General features: G+C 45.7%; 15 protein-coding genes. 13 read left to right on the top strand and 2 right to left on the bottom strand.

Annotated elements, in window-relative coordinates; all coding sequences use genetic code 11:
- Positions 1–48 precede the first annotated feature (48 nt).
- From eboE to AACT52_RS00700, 12 genes are all read left to right on the top strand, one after another.
- Positions 49–1,308, top strand: coding sequence for a metabolite traffic protein EboE (gene eboE / locus AACT52_RS00755; RefSeq protein ID WP_198940789.1), 1,260 nt, complete (start codon positions 49–51; stop codon positions 1,306–1,308).
- 293 nt (positions 1,309–1,601) lie between these two features.
- On the top strand, positions 1,602–2,969 hold the full coding sequence (locus AACT52_RS00750) for an alkaline phosphatase family protein (RefSeq protein WP_073626282.1): 1,368 nt from the start codon (positions 1,602–1,604) through the stop codon (positions 2,967–2,969).
- A gap of 905 nt (positions 2,970–3,874) precedes the next feature.
- A complete protein-coding gene (locus AACT52_RS00745) occupies positions 3,875–6,076 on the top strand; it encodes an anthranilate synthase (protein ID WP_073626281.1) in 2,202 nt (733 codons plus the stop codon).
- 30 nt (positions 6,077–6,106) lie between these two features.
- Positions 6,107–7,027 carry an indole-3-glycerol phosphate synthase TrpC gene (gene trpC, locus AACT52_RS00740; RefSeq protein WP_073626279.1) on the top strand — a complete coding sequence of 307 codons (921 nt, stop codon included), beginning with the start codon at positions 6,107–6,109 and terminating at the stop codon, positions 7,025–7,027.
- A gap of 2 nt (positions 7,028–7,029) precedes the next feature.
- Complete coding sequence (locus tag AACT52_RS00735; protein WP_073626277.1) at positions 7,030–7,989, top strand: zinc-dependent alcohol dehydrogenase family protein; 960 nt, start codon at positions 7,030–7,032, stop codon at positions 7,987–7,989.
- Between the two features lie 57 nt (positions 7,990–8,046).
- Positions 8,047–8,865, top strand: coding sequence for a tryptophan synthase subunit alpha (gene trpA / locus AACT52_RS00730; protein WP_073626275.1), 819 nt, complete (start codon positions 8,047–8,049; stop codon positions 8,863–8,865).
- A gap of 128 nt (positions 8,866–8,993) precedes the next feature.
- The gene (gene trpB, locus AACT52_RS00725) at positions 8,994–10,232 is read left to right on the top strand and encodes a tryptophan synthase subunit beta (RefSeq protein WP_073626273.1); all 1,239 of its coding nucleotides are present in this window, start codon (positions 8,994–8,996) and stop codon (positions 10,230–10,232) included.
- 153 nt (positions 10,233–10,385) lie between these two features.
- The gene (gene trpD, locus AACT52_RS00720; protein WP_073626271.1) at positions 10,386–11,495 is read left to right on the top strand and encodes an anthranilate phosphoribosyltransferase; all 1,110 of its coding nucleotides are present in this window, start codon (positions 10,386–10,388) and stop codon (positions 11,493–11,495) included.
- 197 nt (positions 11,496–11,692) lie between these two features.
- Positions 11,693–12,766 (top strand): 3-deoxy-7-phosphoheptulonate synthase, encoded by a 1,074-nt coding sequence (gene aroF, locus AACT52_RS00715; RefSeq protein ID WP_073626269.1) that lies wholly within the window; start codon positions 11,693–11,695, stop codon positions 12,764–12,766.
- A 512-nt stretch (positions 12,767–13,278) separates the two neighbouring features.
- Entirely contained in the window at positions 13,279–14,157 is an 879-nt protein-coding gene (locus AACT52_RS00710) for a hypothetical protein (protein ID WP_073626267.1), read from the top strand.
- Between the two features lie 209 nt (positions 14,158–14,366).
- Positions 14,367–14,921, top strand: a complete 555-nt coding sequence (locus AACT52_RS00705) for a hypothetical protein (RefSeq protein ID WP_073626265.1) — start codon at positions 14,367–14,369, stop codon at positions 14,919–14,921.
- A gap of 192 nt (positions 14,922–15,113) precedes the next feature.
- On the top strand, positions 15,114–17,225 hold the full coding sequence (locus AACT52_RS00700; protein ID WP_073626263.1) for a hypothetical protein: 2,112 nt from the start codon (positions 15,114–15,116) through the stop codon (positions 17,223–17,225).
- Between the two features lie 199 nt (positions 17,226–17,424).
- Here AACT52_RS00700 and AACT52_RS00695 read toward each other — a convergent pair whose 3' ends face one another.
- Positions 17,425–19,065 carry a fibronectin type III domain-containing protein gene (locus AACT52_RS00695; protein ID WP_073626261.1) on the bottom strand — a complete coding sequence of 547 codons (1,641 nt, stop codon included), beginning with the start codon at positions 19,063–19,065 and terminating at the stop codon, positions 17,425–17,427.
- Between the two features lie 114 nt (positions 19,066–19,179).
- Here AACT52_RS00695 and AACT52_RS00690 point away from each other — a divergent pair, with 114 nt between their 5' ends.
- Positions 19,180–19,992, top strand: a complete 813-nt coding sequence (locus AACT52_RS00690) for an Rpn family recombination-promoting nuclease/putative transposase (RefSeq protein WP_073626259.1) — start codon at positions 19,180–19,182, stop codon at positions 19,990–19,992.
- A 94-nt stretch (positions 19,993–20,086) separates the two neighbouring features.
- Here the strand turns inward: AACT52_RS00690 and ftsH2 are convergent, their stop codons facing one another.
- Entirely contained in the window at positions 20,087–21,973 is a 1,887-nt protein-coding gene (ftsH2, locus tag AACT52_RS00685; RefSeq protein ID WP_073626256.1) for an ATP-dependent zinc metalloprotease FtsH2, read from the bottom strand.
- Between the last annotated feature and the right edge of the window lie 133 nt (positions 21,974–22,106).

Raw genomic sequence — 22,106 nt, 5'->3', positions numbered from 1 at the left:
TTTTGAACAAGTGAGCGTGAAAGGTAAGAGGCGGGACTAGGAAGAGATATGAAAATAGAGACAAATACAAATAACAGTTTTCACCTAACCTACTGCACAAATATTCATCCTGGTGAAGAGTGGAGCAAAGTCTTTGCCAACTTAAAGCAATATATTCCTGCACTTAAAGCAAAGCTATCCCCAGACAAACCGTTTGGGATTGGATTGCGTTTGGCAGACGTCGCCACAAGAGAACTGTTGCAAGGAAACGCTTTGGCTGAGTTTCAATCATGGTTGACGCAACAAGACTTATACGTGTTTACCTTGAATGGTTTTCCCTTTGGTGGATTTCATAGGCAAGTCGTGAAAGACCAAGTTTATGCACCGGATTGGTCAAAGCAGGAGCGGTTGGACTATACTTTACGACTGGTAAACATCCTGGCACAACTGTTGCCTCCTGGTAAAGAGGGCAGCATTTCTACACTGCCGTTGTCATATAAGCCCTGGTTCAAAGGCAATCCACTTTTCCTCGCTTCCATTACAACTAGCGCCAGCCTCAACATAGCACGGGTGGTGGCTCAAATGGTACGCATTAAAAGCGACACAGGAAAAGTTTTGCACTTGGATCTGGAACCTGAACCAGATGGATTAATAGAAAATGCTGCTGAAGTTGTTGATTATTTCCAGACGCATTTACTGCCTATCGGTGGAGAGTATTTAGCAACGCATTTGAGGATTTCTCAACAAGCAGCTGAGGCTCTTATATTAGAACACGTACGCATTTGTTACGATACCTGCCATTTTGCTGTGGAGTATGAAAACCCAGCTTCCGTTTTCCAGCAATTTCAAGCCGCAGGAATTCAAATTGGTAAAATTCAAATCAGTGCTGCGTTGCAGGTGGACATCCCCACTGATATTGAACAGCGCCGTCTGGTAAAAGAGCGGTTGTTACCTTTTGCTGAATCTACGTATTTACACCAAGTGATAGCACGCGAGAGCACTGGGCGGCTACGTCATTATTCAGATTTGGAAAAGGCTCTCCCAGACCTAGAGCATACCACGGCTTCCCAATGGCGGATTCACTTCCACGTCCCCATTTTTATCCACGATTACCAACTGTTTCAGTCTACACAAGACGACATTTCTAACGTGTTAGATTTACTACACAGCAATCCTGCCTGCAACCACCTGGAAATTGAAACTTACACCTGGGAAGTGTTGCCTCAGGAGATGAAACTGGATTTAGCAGCATCAATCCAACGAGAGTATGAGTGGGTGTTATCAAAAATGTTAGTGAATAGCCCCTTTTTGGAGTTGATCAGCTGTTAAAGGCTGTTTGTAAAGAAAGCATATTTAGTAGCGCGTCCAGTCTCATTTAGTGCATTATGATTCTGTTGTGGGACGGACGTCTCGCCGGTCCTAGGCGGGCAAGATGCCATACGTGTCAACAATCACGTTCAAACCTTTATCCCAGGTTGGTTTTACCCCTCCCCTTAATCCCCTCCCCTTTACAAGGGGAGGGGCGGTTTTGGCACAAGACAAAACCGGGGTGGGGTTCCGTGGAAAATCGTGGGATAGCCGCTCTACTACTAAATTGATAATAAATTTATTGACACTACATTATGAATAAAACAGTTGTTCTCAACGTTGTAGGATTGTCACCTAGCCTGTTAGGGGAGCATACACCGTCGCTGTCAAGTTGGGCGGCTTCTGGGAAAGTCGTTCCAGTTGCACCCGTGTTACCTGCTGTCACCTGCACAGCTCAAGCAACTTATCTCACAGGGAAGTTGCCAAATGAACATGGGATTGTTGCGAATGGCTGGTATTTTCGCGACGAATGTGAAGTAAAATTTTGGCGACAGTCTAATAAACTTGTACAGGCTCCTAAAGTTTGGGATATGGCTCGCTCGCTAGACCCATCTTTTACCTGCGCCAATTTGTTCTGGTGGTACAATATGTACTCCTCAGCGGATTATACAGTCACCCCCAGACCAATGTATCCGGCTGATGGTAGAAAATTACCCGATATTTATACGCAACCCGAAGAATGGCGATCGCCCCTCCAGTCCGAACTCGGTCAGTTTCCTCTGTTCAATTTTTGGGGTCCCAACACATCGATTGCTTCTACCCAGTGGATCGCCGCCTCAGCTAAGTGGGTGGAAGAACGCAACAACCCGACGTTGACACTGATTTATTTGCCTCATCTGGACTACTGCTTGCAAAAGTTTGGTCCTGAAGATAACCGAGTCACCAAGGATTTACAAGAAATTGATGCTGTTTGTGGCGATTTGATTCAATACTACGAAAATCGCGGCGCTCAAGTCATTATTCTCTCAGAATACGGTATCACACCCGTCTCCCAACCCGTCCACCTCAATCGGGTACTGCGGGAAAATGGTTTGCTAGCCGTGCGCGAAGAATTGGGGCGAGAACTACTTGATCCAGGAGCAAGTAAGGCATTTGCTGTCGCTGACCATCAAATTGCTCATGTTTATGTCAACGATCCATTTTACATACCCAAAGTGCGATCGCTCTTAGAAGACACTCACGGCGTTGCTCAAGTTTTAGGCGAAGACGAAAAGCCAGCTTACGGTTTGGATCACACAAGATCAGGGGAATTGGTGGCGATCGCCAATCCAGATGCTTGGTTTACATATTACTACTGGCTTGATGACAATCGAGCGCCGGATTTTGCCAGAACAGTTGATATTCATCGTAAACCTGGTTATGATCCTGTAGAATTATTCGTTGATCCCCATATTAAACTTCCCAAATTCAAAATCGGTTTAAAACTTCTGAAAAAGCAGCTAGGTTTTCGCTACTTAATGGATGTCATTCCCTTAGATGCTAGCTTAGTACGCGGTTCTCATGGTTGCGTTACTGCTCCTGGTAATGGACCATTGTTTATGACTCGTCAAACTCACTTGCTTGAGTCTGAGTCAATCGCAGCGACAGATGTTTGCCACTTAATCCTCAAACATCTTCATTAGAACTTTGACAAAAGTCAATTTGGATGAAAATGAAACCACAGATGTAGACAAGGGAGGCGGTGAGACAGCGCTACGGCTGGAGGGTTTCCCGTTCGCCGCTGTTGCGTTCCGTTGGCGCAGCCTCTCCGATAGGAGAAGGAAAGGGTACACAGATACACACAGATAAATAACTCGTGTTAATCTGTGTGCATCTGATGTTGAGCCACGAGCACGCTCAAATTCGCTCATTCAAAAATAATTAAGAAATTTTCAATTTGAGCATGATCACCAGAGCTAGAGCTTTGTCCATTCCGGCTCATTCTCGTTTTTATATAAAAATAACTCTATATTATCATAACAAATACTTGCTTTGCAAGCTCCTTAATCATTTACTTCTAAAGAGAGAAACATTTTCTAACCCAAGGTGGACGCGGGAAAATCCCCTCATTTCTTCCAAGGGATTCTACTTAAGTATTAAAGTAAAAGCAAAAAAATTGACACAACTATCAAAAAATTGTTCATGTATCAATGCTTAACATTTAGATACGCTAATCTCATACCGAGTAGCATTCAAATCTAAATGTTTGCCGTTGTGTTTTGACTGTTGATGGTAATCTGTTACCAGTCATAACCTGACAGTAAAAAATGTTACCTATTTGAATGCAACATGGTATCAAGACAGGTTTGCTGGTCCGTTTTCTGTTGGCAATACGCTTCTTATTCAAATAGATAATTGCAACAAGATCCACTTTGGGACAAGTTATGTATCGTCCTTTTTGCTCCCAGTTCTTTGTTGTATTATCTTTCTCTTACGAGTATTTGTGATTGACATTGGTAGGTACACAAAACTCGTTGAAAGTCAATGGTCAAAATTTTGACTATTGGCTGATGACTCATGACTTATGACTACTTCAGAGAAATTGCCCATGATTGTTGATTCTCACTCGTACACAACTCTTGGCGGCATAGGTGTATCTCGCTCCATCAGCGAAGTACAGATGGACACGGCTCTAGATGAAATTTTGTTTCACCTGGACTCTCAGCGTGGCGGTTTGCTTAAAAGCAGCTATGAATATCCAGGGCGATACAAAAGATGGGCGATTGGATTTGTCAATCCACCATTGGAATTAACAACACGCGAGAGAACCTTCACGCTAAGAGCGCTCAACAACAGAGGCAAAGTGCTTCTACCAGTACTTTTTAACAGATTGTCAGCGCATTCTCAACTTCAGGAAGTCAAGTTAGATAATGATTGCATGGTTGGCTTTGTGCAGCCAGCAGTCCAACTGTTTACAGAAGAAGAGCGCAGTAAGCAACCTTCAGCATTTACAGTTGTCCGCGATATTCTCCATGCTTTTTCTAGTGATGAAGACGAGCATCTAGGACTGTATGGAGCGTTTGGATATGACTTAGTGTTCCAATTTGAGCCAATTCCTCAGCGTCTGGAACGTCCTATTGATCAGCGGGATTTGGTACTGTACTTACCAGATGAACTGATAGTTGTTGACTACTACTTGCAAGAAGCATATCGTGTGCAGTATGAGTTTGAAACAGCGCATGGCAGTACCAAAAATCTTCCACGAACAACAGAGTCTATTGATTATAAAGGAGAGCAACGTGTTCCGGCTCAACGATCTGACCATGAGCCAGGGGAGTATGCAAACCAAGTAGAAGTCGCACTAGATTACTTCCGTCGGGGAGACTTATTTGAAGTCGTTCCTTCTCAAAGCTTTTTTGAATCCTGCTCTGAACCACCCAGCAAATTATTCCAAACTTTACAGCAAATCAATCCCAGTCCCTATGGGTTTATATTTAATTTAGGTGGAGAGTACATTATTGGTGCCTCTCCAGAAATGTTTGTACGAGTTGAAGGTAGGCGCGTAGAGACGTGTCCAATTAGTGGGACGATTAGCCGAGGACAAGATGCTCTCGATGATGCGGAGCAAATTCGTCAACTGCTCAACTCTGGTAAAGAAGAAGCAGAACTGACCATGTGTACTGACGTAGATCGCAATGATAAATCGCGAATCTGCGAACCTGGATCGGTACAAGTGATTGGTCGTCGCCAAATAGAATTGTATAGCCATTTGATCCATACAGTGGATCATGTCGAGGGATTACTACGACCTGAGTTTGATGCTTTGGATGCATTTTTGAGCCATACTTGGGCAGTCACAGTGACAGGCGCACCCAAACGCTCAGCGATGCAATTTCTCGAAAACCACGAACGTAGCGCTCGACGCTGGTATGGTGGAGCTGTTGGTTACTTAAGCTTCAATGGCGATTTTAACACTGGCTTGATTTTGCGAACAATTCGGCTAAAAGATTCAATCGCCGAGGTGAGAGTTGGCGCGACAATTCTGTATGACTCCTTGCCTTCAGCAGAAGAACAAGAGACAATGACCAAAGGAGCAGCTTTATTTGAGACAATTCGCCGCGCAAATCAAGGGATAAAACCGGAAGAATGCAGCCCAATTACATTGAGCGCCTGCATTGCCAATGTCGAATCTGGTAAGCGGATCTTACTGATTGACTACGAAGACTCATTTGTTCACACACTCGCAAATTATATCCGCCAAACTGGCGCTCAAGTCATGACACTACGTCATGGGTTCTCAGAATCGCTGTTTGACGCAGAACGCCCAGACTTAGTTGTATTCTCTCCTGGTCCTGGTAAGCCGAGTGATTTTCGTGTTCCAGAAACTGTACAAGCTTGCTTGCGTCGGCAAATTCCGATTTTTGGAGTCTGTTTGGGACTACAAGGGATTGTTGAATCGTTTGGTGGAGAACTAGGAGTTCTCAACTATCCTCAACACGGTAAATCCTCACGGATTTCTGTCAGCGATTCAAATTCTGTTCTCTTCAAGAATTTACCACAATCATTTTCTGTCGGTAGATACCATTCCTTGTTTGCCCTACCGCAAAAATTGCCAGCACAACTGAAGGTAACAGCAATTTCAGATGACGATGTGATCATGGCAATTGAGCATCAAACACTTCCTGTTGCGGCTGTCCAGTTTCATCCAGAATCGATCATGACTCTAGCAGGAGAACTTGGTCTGGCAATCATCAAAAATGTCGTACGTGCGTACACCCAAACTGAAGAGTCATTAGTCATTAGTCAATAATTGTAGAGACGCGCCACGGCGCGTCTCTACATGAGATTTACGCTCAATACTCGCTTCGTCTACCCTCATCCCCCTCGTCTTTCCCACCTTATGAGTTACTCAGGCGCTACTGCAAATGTCCGTCCACGCCACATTCTCGAAGAGATTGTGTGGTATAAAAAGGAAGAAGTCGCACAAATGCGGCAAGAACTGCCACTAGCGACTTTGCAACAACAGTTAACTGCTGCTCCGAGTGTACGAGATTTCTTGGCTGCTTTAAAGCAAAGTCCCCATAAGCCAAGCCTGATTGCAGAGGTCAAGAAAGCATCACCAAGTCGTGGAGTTCTCCGGGCTGATTTTGATCCAGTGGCGATCGCCCAAGCATATGAACAAGGTGGCGCAGCTTGTCTATCTGTTCTAACTGACTCTAAGTTCTTTCAAGGCAGTTTTGACAACTTGCGTAAGATCAGGCAGCAAGTCGCACTCCCACTTTTGTGCAAAGAGTTTGTTATTGATATCTACCAAATCTATTATGCACGGGTTGCAGGCGCAGATGCTGTACTACTGATTGCCGCCATCCTAAGCGATGAGGAACTTCAAGACTTTTTGCGCGTGATTCACGATTTGGGGATGAAAGCTTTGGTAGAAGTTCATACCTTAGCGGAACTGGATCGAGTGCTAAAACTTGAAGATTTGCGCTTGGTGGGGATCAATAATCGCAATCTCGAAGATTTTACCGTGGATCTTGGACTGACTCAGCAACTACTCGAACAGCGGCGATCGCATTTGCAAAGCTTCGGTCTTACCATCGTCAGTGAATCTGGTATATATACCTCTGCAGATTTATCTCTTGTGGCAGAAGCGGGTGCCCGTGCTGTTCTGGTAGGAGAGTCATTAGTCAAACAAGCTGATTTAGAGCAGGCTGTGCGAAATCTGCTTAACAAAGAGCCAGAAGTGACAAAGGAAAAATAGCCATGAAAGCTATGGTGATAACGGGCTTCGGAGGTTCAGAAGTTTTTGCTCAAACAGAGGTAGATAAACCGGTACCAGGTAAAAACGAAGTTCTGGTCAAGGTTTATGCAACTTCAGTTAATCCTGCTGACTGTGGAGTGCGTCGAGGACTTTTTGGACCAAGAATACAACTACCTGCAATTCTAGGCTACGACGTTTCAGGAGTCGTTGAGGCAATTGGAGAAAACGTCAGAGATTTTCAGGTAGGTGACGAAGTCTATTACGCCATAGGACTCATGGATGGTCATGGTGCAAATGCCGAATATAATGTAGCTAATGAGTCGATTGTTGCAAAGAAACCCGCAAACTTATCGCATACAGAAGCGGCGAGTGTGCCGGTGGCAGGCGGTACTGCCTGGGCGGCTTTGTTCGATAGAGCAAGTATTAAAGTAGGCGAAACCGTACTGATTCACGGTGGTGCAGGAGGTGTAGGTTCTTTCGCCATCCAAATTGCCAAAGCAGCAGGTGCTTATATTTACACAACCTGCGGTAGTTATGATTTTGATTTGGTAAAGTCTATCGGTGCAGATAGAGTTATTGACTACCGCAACGAAAACTTTATCGACATTATCATGAAAGAAACGGGTAGTGAAGGAGTTGATGTCACTTTTTCTACCGTACCAGGCGAACTTTTAGCCCGAAGCCTGACAGTAACCAAAGTTGATGGTCGCGCTGTGACAGTCACAGGCGTACAAGGTGACCTCAGCCCTGCTACTTTCAAAAATATTACAGTTCACTTTGTACACTTAGAAAATCCCCGCCCTAAACTTGAAGCTTTGAAAAAGCTGATTGAACGGGGTCAAATCAAACCTGTGGTTGGAATGACGTTTCCACTCAATCAACTTGCCCAGGCTCATCAAAAACTTGAGGAAGGAGGCGTTGGTGTACACGGTAAGATTGTTGTACAAGTTACTGGCTCGTAGTTAAGGCTTAAGCCCTGACGACAAATTCAATACCCATTATTTAGGTGCATGAATCAGATGACTTCCATTTCCCAACGTTTTCAATCTTTAAGAAGTAATAACCAGTGCGCTCTCATTCCCTTTGTAACAGCAGGCGATCCTGATTTAGAAACTACAAGAGAAGCTTTACGCATTTTAGACCGCAATGGCGCGGACTTTATTGAATTAGGTGTTCCCTACTCCGATCCACTTGCAGATGGTCCTGTGATTCAAGCAGCAGCGACTCGTGCCTTGCAAAAGGGAACTAAATTAGAGCACGTGTTAGAGATAGTTGCACAAGAAAGCCCAAACCTGCAAGCACCGATTATTTTATTTACTTATTACAATCCAATTCTCAATCGTGGTGTTAAATCGTTTTTGGCACAAATCGCCGATGTTGGGGTCAAGGGATTAGTTGTCCCAGATTTGCCTTTAGAAGAAGCAGAAGAGGTTATTAACACTGCTGCCGAATTTGGCATAGAAGTCATTTTACTTGTCGCTCCTACCAGTTCCAAAGAGCGGATTGAGGCGATCGCCAAGTTTTCTCAAGGATTTATCTACCTTGTCAGTGTCACCGGTGTGACAGGTGTTCGCTCCCAATTGCAAGATCGTGTCAAGACTTTGCTAAACGAAATGCGCAGCATAACTGATAAACCAATTGGTCTTGGCTTTGGCATCTCTGGATCAGAACAGGCGCGTCAAGCAATGGATTGGGGCGCAGATGGCGTGATTGTTGGCAGTGCCTTTGTTCAAAGGTTAGCAAATGGTACTCCCGCTGAAGGACTACAAGCTATTGAACAACTTTCTCAAGAATTGAAAGCTGCGATCGCCCGCCCATCTCTTCAAACGGTGGGTTAAATACAGTTATCAGTTAACAGTTAACAGTGATCAGTCAACAGTTAACAGTCATCAATCAACAGTCAAAAACAACTGAAGAATTGTTAAGACTCCTAAAAAATTACTAGCAAGCTAAGAGGTTTGAATCGGTGGTCAGCATCTCAGATATCAATCAAATTGCATCTTCTACTGCAAGACCAGACCCCCTTGGGAGATTTGGCAAGTTCGGCGGTAAGTATGTTCCTGAAACCTTAATGCCTGCATTAAGCGAGTTAGAAGCAGCATATGCGCAATACCGCAACGACCCAAGCTTCCAAGAAGAGTTACAAAATTTACTCAAGGACTATGTGGGACGCTCCACTCCCTTATATTTTGCCGAGCGTCTCACGGCACACTACGCTAAACCTGATGGTACAGGAGCGCAAATATATCTAAAGCGGGAAGATTTAAACCATACAGGTGCGCATAAAATCAATAATGCTTTGGGTCAGGTGTTACTGGCAAAGCGCATGGGCAAACAGCGCATTATCGCTGAAACCGGAGCCGGTCAGCATGGGGTAGCAACTGCAACCGTGTGCGCTCGTTTTGGTTTGCAGTGCGTAATTTACATGGGCATCCATGATATGCAACGTCAAGCCCTTAACGTGTTTCGGATGAAGCTCATGGGGGCAGAAGTTCGTCCAGTCGAGGCTGGAACTGGAACCCTCAAGGATGCCACTTCTGAAGCAATTCGGGACTGGGTGACAAATGTGGAAACAACTCACTACATCCTCGGTTCTGTTGCAGGTCCTCATCCTTACCCGATGATCGTGCGCGACTTCCACGCTGTGATTGGCAAAGAAACTCGCGAGCAATCTCAAGAGAAATGGGGAGGAATACCTGATATTCTCTTGGCTTGTGTTGGTGGTGGTTCCAATGCAATTGGACTGTTCCATGAGTTTGTAGATGAGTCATCTGTGCGCTTGATTGGAGTTGAGGCTGCAGGTGAAGGTGTTGACACCGAGAAGCACGCAGCAACCCTCACACTGGGACGAATCGGCGTGTTGCACGGCGCTATGAGTTATGTACTACAAGATGACGATGGTCAGGTTGTCGAAGCACATTCAATTAGTGCTGGTTTAGACTATCCTGGCGTCGGTCCTGAGCATAGCTATCTCAAAGAACTTGGTCGCGCTGAGTACTACAGTGTTACAGATACTGAAGCTTTGGAGGCGTTGCAGCGTCTGTCTCAACTAGAAGGAATTATTCCAGCATTGGAAACCGCTCATGCGATCGCCTATCTAGAAAAGCTGTGTCCTCAATTGGATGGTAGCCCCCGAATCGTCATAAACTGCTCAGGCAGAGGCGATAAGGATGTGCAAACTGTTGCTAAAGTCCTCAATCCTTAGTCCAAACTCAAAAGTGAGCCAGCGCTGCTGTCGGGAAACCCTCCTGCAGCACTGGGTCCTCTGCCCTCTGCCTTTCTTGGATAACTACTCTTGACTTTTGACTAATGACTGGTGACTAATGGCTAGTGACTACTATTATTAACAGTTGAGAAAATGACAGCTGTAACTCAAGCTTCCGTTGACAACATCGCCCAAACTCTTGAATCTTACGATTGGTCTAGATTACTCAAACAATTGTTAGATAGGCGATCGCTCTCTGTTGCCCAAGCTACCGATCTGATGCATGGCTGGCTCACAGACACAGTTCCTCCAGCGCTATCGGGAGCGATTTTGGCAGCAATCCAATCCAAAGGAGTGTCCACAGAAGAGTTGGTGGGCATGGCTGGTGTTTTACAATCCCACTCCTCTGGAGGACACGTGGATGTATCTTCACAACCAGCCTCTGCGCCTCCCTTAATTGACACTTGCGGAACAGGTGGAGATGGAGCATCCACGTTTAATATTTCCACCGCTGTTGCCTTTGTTGCCGCAGCCGCAGGGGTAAAAGTTGCCAAGCATGGCAATCGTTCAGCGTCTAGCAAGACTGGTTCCGCTGATGTGTTGGAAGCTTTGGGTATTAATCTAAGCGCTCATCCTGAAAAAGTTCAAACCGCAGTTGATCATGTCGGTATCACCTTTTTGTTTGCTCCAGGATGGCATCCAGCACTCAAAGCGGTTGCCGATTTACGCAAAACTTTGAAAGTGCGTACCGTTTTCAACCTGCTGGGTCCTTTGGTGAATCCGATGCGACCAACAGGACAAATTATTGGCGTGTCTGACCCATTATTGGTCGAAACAATTGCTAAAGCATTATCGCAACTGGGAACGCGTCGTGCAATTGTCGTGTACGGACGCGAAAGGTTAGACGAAGCTGGATTGGCAGATTTAAGTGACTTAGCTGTTGTCAAAGACCAACAAGTACACACAGCCGTACTCAATCCTCAGGAACTCGGTCTAACTCCTGCGCCAATTACGGCGTTAGAGGGTGGAGAAGTTCAACAAAACGCTGAAATTTTGAAAGCAGTTCTACAAGGTAAAGGTACCCAGGCGCAACAAGATGTCGTTGCTTTGAATGCAGCACTAGCACTTCATGTTGGTGAAGTACTTGATGGCACCAACACTGTAGAAGAGGCTTATGTAAAAGGTATTGGTATTGCCAAAGAAGTTCTGCAAAGTGGAGAAGCTTGGAAAAAGCTCGAACAACTCGCTGAATTTCTCCGGTAATTAGTTAAATTAGTCATTAGTTTCTTAGTAATAACTAATGACAAAGATGTACAGACGCGCCGCCAGAGCCGGCACGAGGGACACCCTCCAAAGGGCGCTGGCTCGCCATGGCGTGTCTCTACAATGACTAATAACTCATAATTAATGACTCGGCGGCGTAGCACATTACTAGCTAAACAACACAAAAGGTAAAAGGCATGATTATCATCGTCAAGAATGGCACACCTGCTGATGAAATTGCTCGCATCAGCCAAGAAATGCGTGACACTTTCGGTGTCACTGTGGAAAAAAGTGTCGGACAGAACAAAATCGTTTTGGGCTTAATTGGTGACACTGCCACTTTAGATCCAATGCAGATACAGAATAACAGCCCTTGGATTGAGCAAGTGTTGCGAATTGAACGACCTTTCAAGCGCGCCAGTCGAGAATTCCGTCATGGCGAAGGCAGTGAGGTTGTTGTTTCCACACCAAACGGTCCTGTCCACATTGGTGAGCAACATCCTGTGGTGCTGGTTGCTGGACCTTGCTCCGTTGAAAATGAAGAAATGATTGTGGAGACGGCAAAGCGTGTAAAGGCAGCTGGAGCCAAGTTTCTGCGTGGCGGCGCTTACAAACCTCGCTCCTCACCTTATGCGTTTCAAGGACATGGTGAGAGTGCTCTAGATTTGTTAGCAGCAGCCCGTGAAGCTACCGGTTTGGGTATCATCACAGAGCTTATGGATGCTGCTGATTTACCAGCACTGTCTAGGGTTGCTGACGTAATCCAGATAGGAGCTAGGAATATGCAAAACTTCTCCTTGCTCAAAAAAGTAGGCGCTCAAGATAAGCCTGTGCTGATCAAACGTGGGATGGCTGCCACGATTGATGAATGGCTCATGGCAGCAGAATATATTTTGGCAGCAGGAAATCCAAATGTGATTCTTTGCGAGCGGGGTATTAGAACTTTTGATTCCAAATATGTTCGCAACACTTTGGATTTATCTGTCATTCCTGTGTTGAGACAACTCACACATTTACCCATCATGATTGACCCCAGTCATGGTACAGGGAAATCTGAGTACGTTACACCAATGGCACTGGCGTCTATCGCAGCAGGTGCAGATTCATTAATGATTGAAGTTCACCCCAATCCTGCCAAAGCTCTATCTGATGGACCGCAGTCTCTAACTCCTGAAAAGTTTGACCGTTTGGTTCAGGAAATGTCAGTTTTGGGCAAAGTCGTTGGTCGCTGGTCTGAGCCCGAGAAGCTTAGTTTGGTTGCGTCTGTTTAGTTATAGACTTTGCGTTTTCGCAAGATCGACTAGGAAATTTATTTTCTGATAAATGATAATAATGGTGCAAGATTTGAGATTTCTTAAACCTAGCACCATTATTTTTTAATGTAGGATAGATACTGATATCAATGCTGTGATTAATTTTTTATAAGCTTTGATATGGACTGTTTTTCTTGGGTTGTATTTTTATTATCAAAAAAAGATAAACATATCTAAAGATCGGACAAGTACATCAAAAGAAACTGTATTGAGTTTCTCTCTGAAATTACTTAATATTTATATAGAAAGGTAGCGTTGTTTACAGTTTTATTTTGTTCTCCATAGATCATCTAAAAACAGTGTCAATAGCCTCTACCAGACAACGCATAGGGTTTCTTAAACTAAGAAATCTCCATTAATTTTGGCAATAACAAGAAACGAGGAATTGTAAACTAACAGACTTATTTTTGTCTGTTCTCTCTTCATGTGTTTACGCAATTTTTACTCTGAAAATCGGAGGATTCTTCCTAATGGCAACTGAAAACAGTAATAGTGGCAACCAATCTAGTGGTGATCTCGGAAATGTACTGCAGCAATCTCCCTGGGGTCGCTTGAGTGAAGTCACTTCTACTGACACGGTAATACAAGGCTTTGGGAGTGCCACTGGTGGTGGTACCACTGGTGAGGCTCCTAGTGGCGCTGGTGGTGCCGGTAGCGGTAATCCCTTTACTAACTTTGGCAACCCGAATGCCGAAGGCAGCCCGCTGACTGGTGGTATCAACCCTTGGGCTGCTATTGGCACTGGTGGTGGCAGCGCTCCCTCTGGTGGCGGTAGCACCGGCTTTGGTGGTGCTAGCGGTGGCAGTCAGCCTGCTACTCGCAGTTCCGGCGGCAGCGCTGGTGGCGACCTTTCTGGCAGTGACGCTAGCGGTGGCAGTCAGTTTGGTGGTGCAGGGACATCTGGATTGGAGATAAGGTTTGGTATTGAGAACCAGGTTAACGGGCAGCTCACAGAAGCACTGGGTGAGAACTACTTACCCACAAGTCAAGCATTTGGTTCTGGTGGCAACAACCCGTTTGACCCTAGCTTTGGTAGCAACGTGAGCAACCAAGCTAGCCAGGCTGGCGGTCAAAGCGTCTTCAATGGTGGCAACACCGGCGGATTTGATGTTGCCAGCTTCGGCGGCGGATCTGGTGGTGGTGGCAGCACCGGCGGATTTGATGTTAGCAGCTTCGGCGGCGGATCTGGTGGTGGTGGCAACCAGTTTGGTGGTGGCAACCCCTTGGGTGGTGGTGGCAGCACCGGCGGATTTGATGTTAGCAGCTTCGGCGGCGAATCTGGTGGTGGCAACCAGTTTGGTGGTGGCAACCAGTTTGGTGGTGGCGGCTTCGGCGGATTTGGTGCGTAACTCGTTTGCTTAGAGTTTCACCTTGAAATAAAAAATATTGGGTTAACCGCTGCACTGGTCAACCCAACATAATTTCAAGAGCTACTAGCCATTAACTAAGCCTCCGCTCAGGAAACCAAAGAAGAAAGTTATATACCGATCTAGCTTGCTTTCTTTAGTTTCCTTTACTCAACAAATTTTTTGTTCTAACGATAGGAGGATTTTTAGTTATGGCAACTTCTGACACTAACTCTGCTGTTACTAGTGACAGTGTTTTTCCACAGTTACCATCAAATGTCTTGGAGAACATCCAGACTAACATCTCAACCTTTACTGACATTGTCAACCAATATAGAAGTGGCAACGCCGATGCAAGTAGCGATCAGCCTCTGGCACCTGTAGTTGATTTAGTGAATGCGGCTTATGGCAGCGACTCACCCTTCTTAAATGGCAATGCAAGTGGGTCTAGTGGTAACAACACAGTTGCAGATAGTGGCAGTGCGTTAAGTGGTAGCAGTCCAGTGACTGGTAGTAGCAGTGTGATTCCTGTGCAATCGTCCCTTTCGGACGGCTTGTTTGAAGCATCGCCTTCTGAAGCTTTGCAGTTGGTAAAAGCTGATATCTCTAGCATTTACAACTTTGCCCAGAATTCTGGTATAGGCGACAGTCAGCTTCCGCAATCATTTTCTAATGTATTGGGACAGTTGGACATTGCCATCGCAACCTTTGATGCATTCCAATCTGGGAACAATGCGATCGCTAGTAATAGCACTCCGATTGTTTAACGTCCCAGTTTGAAACAAAAAATGTTGGGTTAACCCTTTTACAGGGAAACCCAACAAGATTGCAAGAACTACTAGTCAATAAACAGCCTGCACTTAAAAAACCAAAGAGCAAACCAATAAGGCAGGCTTTATGTATTTAATTTCCCCCATTTTACGAGATTTCATTCCTAAAAATTAGGAGGATTATTTTTAATGACAACTTCTACCGTTGAGTTTGACAGCAATTCAGTTATTCCCTCAGCTACTGATGTTCCCTCAGTGACTGACCTAGGTGGTGCTGCCAGTGACTCCGTTGTTGGCAATTACTCGGCTGATAGTGTAATTGTCTCAGATTCCCTAACGAGTGGTGGCAGTTCCCTATCGGTTGACACTTATGCTCCTATCACCTCTGCTCCTACTGATGGTAGCAGCAACCCATTTGGTGGCAGCACTGATGGTAGCAGCAACCCATTTGGTGGCAGCGCTAGTGGTAGCAGCAACCCAATCAGTGGCAGCGCTGATGTTAGCAGCAACCCAATCAGTGGCGGCGCTGATGTTAGCAGCAACCCAATCAGTGGCAGCGCTGATGTTAGCAGCAACCCAATCAGTGGCGGCGCTGGCAGTAACCCAATCAGTGGCGGCGCTAGTGGTAGCAGCAACCCAATCAGTGGCGGCGCTAGTGGTAGCAGTAACCCAATCAGTGGCGGCGCTAGTGGTAGCAGCAACCCATTTAGTGCCAGCCAAGGTGCTGGCGGCTTTGGTGGTAGCAACCAAGGTGCTGGCAGCTTAGAAAGTATCGGCTTAGGAACTGGCACTACCAATACCTTTACTAGTGCTGCAAACAATCCGTATGCTGGTGGTGGCGGTGAAGCGTTCGCTAGCCTTGGCAACGTAATCGTTAATGATAATCAATGGGTTATCGGTAAAGAAATCACACCAGAAAGATTTACAAAAGTAATCAACTATACTGTCGAGGAGATGGTTGACACCGTCATCGGCAAACTGAGTAACAGATTATCTGAGAGTGGCATTGTTACCTCCTCCAGTGGAGGAAACCCATTTGCTGGTGGAAACAACCCATTTGGTACTACCAATGCGCCAGCTCTTGATTACTTGAAACAGGCTTATGGTACAAACTTCGCCATAACTCAGTCAGCATCCAATTTCACCACAGCCGTCTACAGTCAAACCTTACCCAGTGGATCTAGTACCTCGACTGCTGCTGGTGGTACTCCGGTTGCTGGTGCTATTGCAGGTAGTAGTGATGGGAACCCGCTTGTACCTAGTAATAACACGTCTATTGCTCCTGGCAGTGTACCTCAGGGATCATCCTTAGATATTTTGCAGGTTCTGTTTGGTGAGGACTTAAAAGGCGCTGGCGGGGGTATTGGCAAATCACCCTCCGAAACCTTGAGGATTGTCCAAGATGACCTGTTAAACTTCACCAAAACAGTCAATTCTGCTACAGGTAAAAAACTGTTCAGTAGTAACAATACGCCTCTGAAATCAGGTTCGGATTTGTTGACGCTCTATAAGAATGACATCCTGAGTGCCAATACTGATATCAACAAGGTCAACGAACTCGGTGGTGGTAGTGGAGACCCATATAGCAACTTTACCGGTAGTGGCTCTCAAGCTGTTCAACCACCCAACGATATCTTGTCCACTGTTCTTGGTGGTCTGTTACCCTTCAGTGGCACTGATAACATTTTTAATACTCCCGAAGGTGGTATACCCGTTGGTTATGGCAACAAGGACTTTGGTAGTGACAACGCTGTCATCGGTAACGCCAACTGGAACTACGGACACTCTAACGTAAGCGTCGGTAATGCCAACTGGAATTGGGACTCCAGTAAGAACAACGCAACCATTGGTAATGGCAACTGGCATTTAGACAATACTCAAAACAACAGAACCATTGGTAATGGCAACTGGTACTGGGAGTCAACCAGTAACAACAAAACCCTTGGTAATGGGAACTGGGACTTCGGAAATAACAACACAACCATTGGTAATGGGAACTGGGACTTCGGTAGTAATAACACAGTTATTGGTACTGGCAACAGAGTCTTCACCAGCAACAGCGTAGTTATTGGTAATGGCAACTGGTCTGTGGTTATCGACAAATCAAACACTGCCGCGGGCGACTTCCTCGGCAAGTTGGATAATCTAGTGTTGTCAGTAGGAATCAAGGATGCCGCTGATAATCTGGTGAATTCCCTCTTCACCAAATTCGCTGATGCTTTCCAACCTTTAACAGGTGATTTCAGCGAATCAACTCGCAACAGCTATAACCAGTTCTACTGGGATCCAACAACAGTCTAAACCCAAGTAGGGTGTACGGGCGCAAGCAATAGCTTGCGTGGTAGGTATACGAGTGTAGAGAAAAATTCATAGCACTTTACATCCGTAGCCTACTGTTGATACCAGTCACAATATTCCTGCTCTCAGGATACTTTTCACTGCTGGCAGTCGATTGAGTTTGCTCAACCGACTGCTTTCTTATAAATATGCAATTTCCGCCCTATTTCAACTGAAACTCATCAAACTTAATGACCGGCGAATCCGGGTTTCGTGTATCAAAACGATAGCTGTTAACCGTACCTGTACCCGTGTCAAAGATGCTGAAAACGGTGATGTCATTACTTGCAATATAGGGCATCGGTTTCCCATCTTCATCCAGCATAGGAGTAATTGTTGGCACCACAGATCCTAAACCATATGGATCGCCAAGTTCAGCATAATCCTCTTGATAGCCAACAGGGACTTCTCGCTTATTGTTACCCCAAGCAGCACCGTAAGAGTTACCAACATTAGATGTTTCTAAAAAGTGCATTCCACTCGGACTGACAAAGCGGTTCCACAAATGGGAATGTCCATAGAAGACTAACTGCACACCAGCAGTTTCCACCAAGGGGATAACATCGCGGATGATGTAGTCTGCATCCTTGGGGTACTCGTAACGGACTGCCTTGATGTTACCGTCAGCATCGCGTTCAATGACCTGCACTGGGTCAGTATATGCCGGAACTATGTTACCACCCAAGGTATGGGGCGGATGATGCAACATCACCACTTTGTACTTTGCTTGCTGAAACTCAGGGTTATTAAGTTCTTGCACTAACCAATTATATTGTGTGCTGCCTTTGGCAATTGGCTCATAAATATGTTGCCCGTAACCCCAATTCTCTGGGGTGTTGAAATCTTTTTCCCGTTCTCGGTATCTGCCTCTAGCCTCTGCATCCAAGTTAGGCGATCGCCACATATTTGTCGCGTACAGTACTACCAAACGCACGTCACCAAAGCTGACTGCGTAGTAAGTTTTTCCACCTTCCTTACTGTCGGGTAGAGTAAAAATCTCTTCATATGTATCGGTATTAAAGGAATTATGTTTGAGAAATTCCTGCCCATACAATTTGAGAGCAACTGCACGGGGAATTGTAGCATCAAATTCATCATTTATACTGCCACGATTCGTGCGTCCCATAATTTCATGGTTGCCAATGCAAGTAAACATCGGGGCGTGTTGAATGACTTCACCGCCAGTGTAGATTGTCTTGACCCCGTTGTTGTTCATTTCATAGTAAGCACGACCTTGCAAACAAGGAAAGAAAGCACCGCCACGATGATCATCAAACCATTCTGAGGCGCGATCGCCAATATTAACCAAATCACCAGCAAACCAAACCGCATCGACTCGTCCAACTGTCTCCACCACCTTTTGCAAATTTGCTGCAACCATTGGCTTAATTTGATGATCAGAAGTCAGCAAAATTTTCATTGGTTTACCTGGACTCGGCTTGGGTGCAAGCGTAAACACATTACTGCTAACGCCATTGCCATCTTCTCGCACACTCGTTACATAGTACGAAACTCTTGTGTCAGGGGTTAAGGCAGTAATCTCAGCCTCATGTCGCCAAATATGACGCTGGACAGGATTTTGATAAACTTGTCCGTCTTCGGTTTGGTTTCCAACTCGTGATTGTTGGTCTTCGCGCGTGCGGCTGAGTTTAGTAGTCGTGGCAAAAGCAGTTTGAGCCAGATCCTTACCGTAGGCAACGATATGTCCAGAACCAGCAAACTCAGTAAACCACACAACTCTCACTGAAGTTTCCGTTGGTAATTGCAGAAACGGATCACTCAGCAACTGGGGTGGAGATGTCATATGTTTGCTCAGATAAACGCACGTTTATCAGGTTAAGCCATCTCGATGAAAGTTAAGGTTAAGCGTTGAGTTTACAATCAAAGTTGCTCAAACTCCTGAATTTTTCTAATAATTGTGAGACGAGATGCCATTTTCTATCAAATCTTCCAGCGATTTCCCGGCTTATTTTTTGAACTCATTGGGCAGACTGCGCCAGAAATCGGTAATTATCGCTTTGAGTCAGTCGAGGTAAAGGAACTCAGTTTCCGTATTGATGGAGTCTTTTTGCCACCGGAAGATGCGGAGTCCAAGGTTGTATTTTTTGCTGAGGTGCAGTTCCAAAAAGACCAGTCCCTTTACCATCGGTTCTTCTCAGAATTATTCCTCTACCTTTACCGCAACCAAACGCGTTATGACGACTGGTATGGGGTGCTCATCTTTCCAAGTCGAAGTTTAGAGCCAGATGACTCAACAATGCATCGTGCTTTGCTCAATAGCTCTCAGGTACAGCGTCTATACTTGGATGAACTGGGTGACGCCAACGAACAACCTATTGGTATCAGCCTGGTATTATTGACAATTCAACAAGAAGACCGAACTGTAGAGCAAGCTAAACAACTGATTGCACGTGCTAGGGAGGAAGATACAGGCAGCCTTTCTAGAGAAGCGATAATTGATATAGTGACCACAATCGCTGTGTACAAATTTGCATCTTTTAGCCGAGAGGAGGTAGAAGCGATGCTGGGCTTGAGTATAGAGCAAACTAGAGTTTATCAGGAAGCCAAGGAAGAGGGACGACAAGAGGGACGACAAGAGGAGCGTGAACAATTGTTGGCTGCAACTGTCCCCCTGCTTTTACAGACAGGAATGACGATAGAGCAAATTGCCGAACAGATAGGTGTAGACGTAGAAGTAGTACGGCAATCAGCACAGCGAGCATCTAAATAGATATCGAGAAAATGGAAATTTATCCAAATAAAAATAGGGATGGCGCTAACCATCCCTATTGAATAAGTAGGGCATAGCCCTACCTAACTTAAGATTAGAGAGTGGGCATATACTGCGACTTTTCAGGTACGGTCGTGTACTCAGCCACAATCTGACGGAATTCATCACCGTCAATGGTTTCTTTTTCAACGAGCAAATCCACTAACCGATCAATGAGGGTGCGATTTTCCTCTATGAACCGCTTTGCGGTCTGGTGACATTCTTCAACTATGGCACGGACTTGGCTATCAACACGAGCCGCAATTGACTCAGAATATTCTGAGCGTGTCATCCAGTCACGACCCAAGAAGACTTCTCCCTGTTGGCTTTCCAAGGATATTGGTCCTAAATCAGACATTCCAAACCTTGTCACCATTTGGCGTGCCATGCTGCTGACTTGCTGCAAGTCACCTCCAGCACCAGTTGTGACTTCCGCAGAACCAAAAATCACTTCTTCTGCAGCACGACCACCTAAAGCACCGGTAATTCTGGCTTTCAGTTGAGCGCGAGTAATCAGCCCTTGCTCTTCAGTGGGAGTAAACCAAGTTAACCCCTGTGCCTGTCCCCGGGGAATCAAGGTAACTTTTTGCACTGAGTCGTGGTCTTTGAGCAATGTTCCTGCGATCGCGTGTCCTATTTCGTGGTAAGCAATCAAACGCTTGCTCTTGCTATCTACCAAAGGTGTGCCTTCCATACCGGCAACAACCCGGTCTACAGCATCATCGATTTCTAGATTGGTGATCGCTTCTTTACGCCGTCTCGCTGTGAGAATGGCAGCTTCATTGAGCAAGTTCGCTAAATCTGCACCTGTAAAACCAGGGGTACGACGGGCGATCGCTTCTAAAGAAACGCCAGCGTCTAGTTTCTTGTTGCGGGCGTGGACTTTTAAAACATCCAAACGTCCTTTGACGTCGGGTGCATCGACCATGACTTGTCTGTCAAAACGTCCGGGACGCAATAATGCTGCATCCAACACGTCAGGACGGTTGGTGGCAGCAATAATAATGATGCCGGTGTTACCTTCAAAACCGTCCATTTCGGTAAGCAGTTGGTTGAGGGTTTGTTCCCGCTCATCGTTTCCACCACCGATACCTGCACCCCGTTGACGTCCTACGGCGTCGATTTCATCAATAAAGATGATACAGGGGGCGTTGTCTTTTGCTTTCTTAAACAGGTCGCGGACGCGGGATGCACCCACACCTACGAACATTTCCACAAACTCCGAACCGGAAATCGAGAAGAAGGGAACACCTGCTTCACCAGCTATAGCTTTTGCTAAAAGCGTTTTACCTGTTCCCGGAGGTCCGACCAACAGCACCCCTTTGGGAATGCGTGCGCCCACAGCAGTGAATTTTTCTGGTTGTTTCAGGAAGGTTACAACTTCTTGCAGTTCTTCCTTGGCTTCTTCAATACCTGCAACATCGTCAAATTTGACTCCGGTTTTTGCCTCCATCTGGAAGCGAGCTTTTGATTTGCCGAAGTTCATGGCTTGACCTGGACCACCAGGCAGGTTGCTAGAACGACGGAACAAAAAGAACAGCCCGGTAATCAATAAGATAGGAAAAATGAGATTACCCAGCAGTCCCCAAATTGCCCCATCATTCCGCATGGGATGCGCGTCAAAACTAACTTGTTTTTCTTTTAGCTTGTTAATCAGTTCAGGAGCGCTAGCAGGCAGATCCACCCGCACCCGTTGTATGCGGTTGTCCAGGTCTGGATCGACGGCTTCGACAATTGCCGTTCTACCGCCTTCATATAAATCAACATTGGTGACTCTATTGGCGTCCAAGTATTCTAGAAAGCGACCATAAGTCATGCGGGTATTGGCTGCATTTCTAGTCGTGTCCGCAGGAGTACCAGAAAATGCCCCTTGCCAGAAGAAAAAGCCAATGACCAAAGCAGGCAATGTCCAGAGTACTAGGACTCTCCAGGAGAATTTCATCTTAATTTTGCCTCTAGATGCATATACAACACATTAACGGCTCACAGATAGAGCCTTTCAAACAGATGTCTATAACTGCATTTTTTATTTGATGTTATGACAGACGATGACTTCGTCGCTAGCTTGAGAGCCA

It is taken from the genome of Scytonema sp. HK-05 (assembly GCF_963872035.1).
Taxonomy (GTDB): Bacteria; Cyanobacteriota; Cyanobacteriia; order Cyanobacteriales; family Nostocaceae; genus Kalymmatonema.
This window is presented reverse-complemented; position numbering and strand designations above follow the sequence as displayed.

What these genes read in the sequence shown, in the direction of transcription:
- trpA (WP_073626275.1), top strand. Translation starts at nt 8,047, where the DNA reads ATGACTTCCATTTCCCAACGTTTTCAATCTTTAAGAAGTAATAACCAG.
- AACT52_RS00705 (WP_073626265.1), top strand. Translation starts at nt 14,367, where the DNA reads ATGGCAACTTCTGACACTAACTCTGCTGTTACTAGTGACAGTGTTTTT.
- trpD (WP_073626271.1), top strand. Translation starts at nt 10,386, where the DNA reads ATGACAGCTGTAACTCAAGCTTCCGTTGACAACATCGCCCAAACTCTT.
- eboE (WP_198940789.1), top strand. Translation starts at nt 49, where the DNA reads ATGAAAATAGAGACAAATACAAATAACAGTTTTCACCTAACCTACTGC.
- AACT52_RS00735 (WP_073626277.1), top strand. Translation starts at nt 7,030, where the DNA reads ATGAAAGCTATGGTGATAACGGGCTTCGGAGGTTCAGAAGTTTTTGCT.
- AACT52_RS00710 (WP_073626267.1), top strand. Translation starts at nt 13,279, where the DNA reads ATGGCAACTGAAAACAGTAATAGTGGCAACCAATCTAGTGGTGATCTC.
- AACT52_RS00695 (WP_073626261.1), bottom strand. Translation starts at nt 19,065, where the DNA reads ATGACATCTCCACCCCAGTTGCTGAGTGATCCGTTTCTGCAATTACCA.
- AACT52_RS00745 (WP_073626281.1), top strand. Translation starts at nt 3,875, where the DNA reads ATGATTGTTGATTCTCACTCGTACACAACTCTTGGCGGCATAGGTGTA.
- trpC (WP_073626279.1), top strand. Translation starts at nt 6,107, where the DNA reads ATGAGATTTACGCTCAATACTCGCTTCGTCTACCCTCATCCCCCTCGT.
- aroF (WP_073626269.1), top strand. Translation starts at nt 11,693, where the DNA reads ATGATTATCATCGTCAAGAATGGCACACCTGCTGATGAAATTGCTCGC.
- AACT52_RS00700 (WP_073626263.1), top strand. Translation starts at nt 15,114, where the DNA reads ATGACAACTTCTACCGTTGAGTTTGACAGCAATTCAGTTATTCCCTCA.
- ftsH2 (WP_073626256.1), bottom strand. Translation starts at nt 21,973, where the DNA reads ATGAAATTCTCCTGGAGAGTCCTAGTACTCTGGACATTGCCTGCTTTG.
- AACT52_RS00750 (WP_073626282.1), top strand. Translation starts at nt 1,602, where the DNA reads ATGAATAAAACAGTTGTTCTCAACGTTGTAGGATTGTCACCTAGCCTG.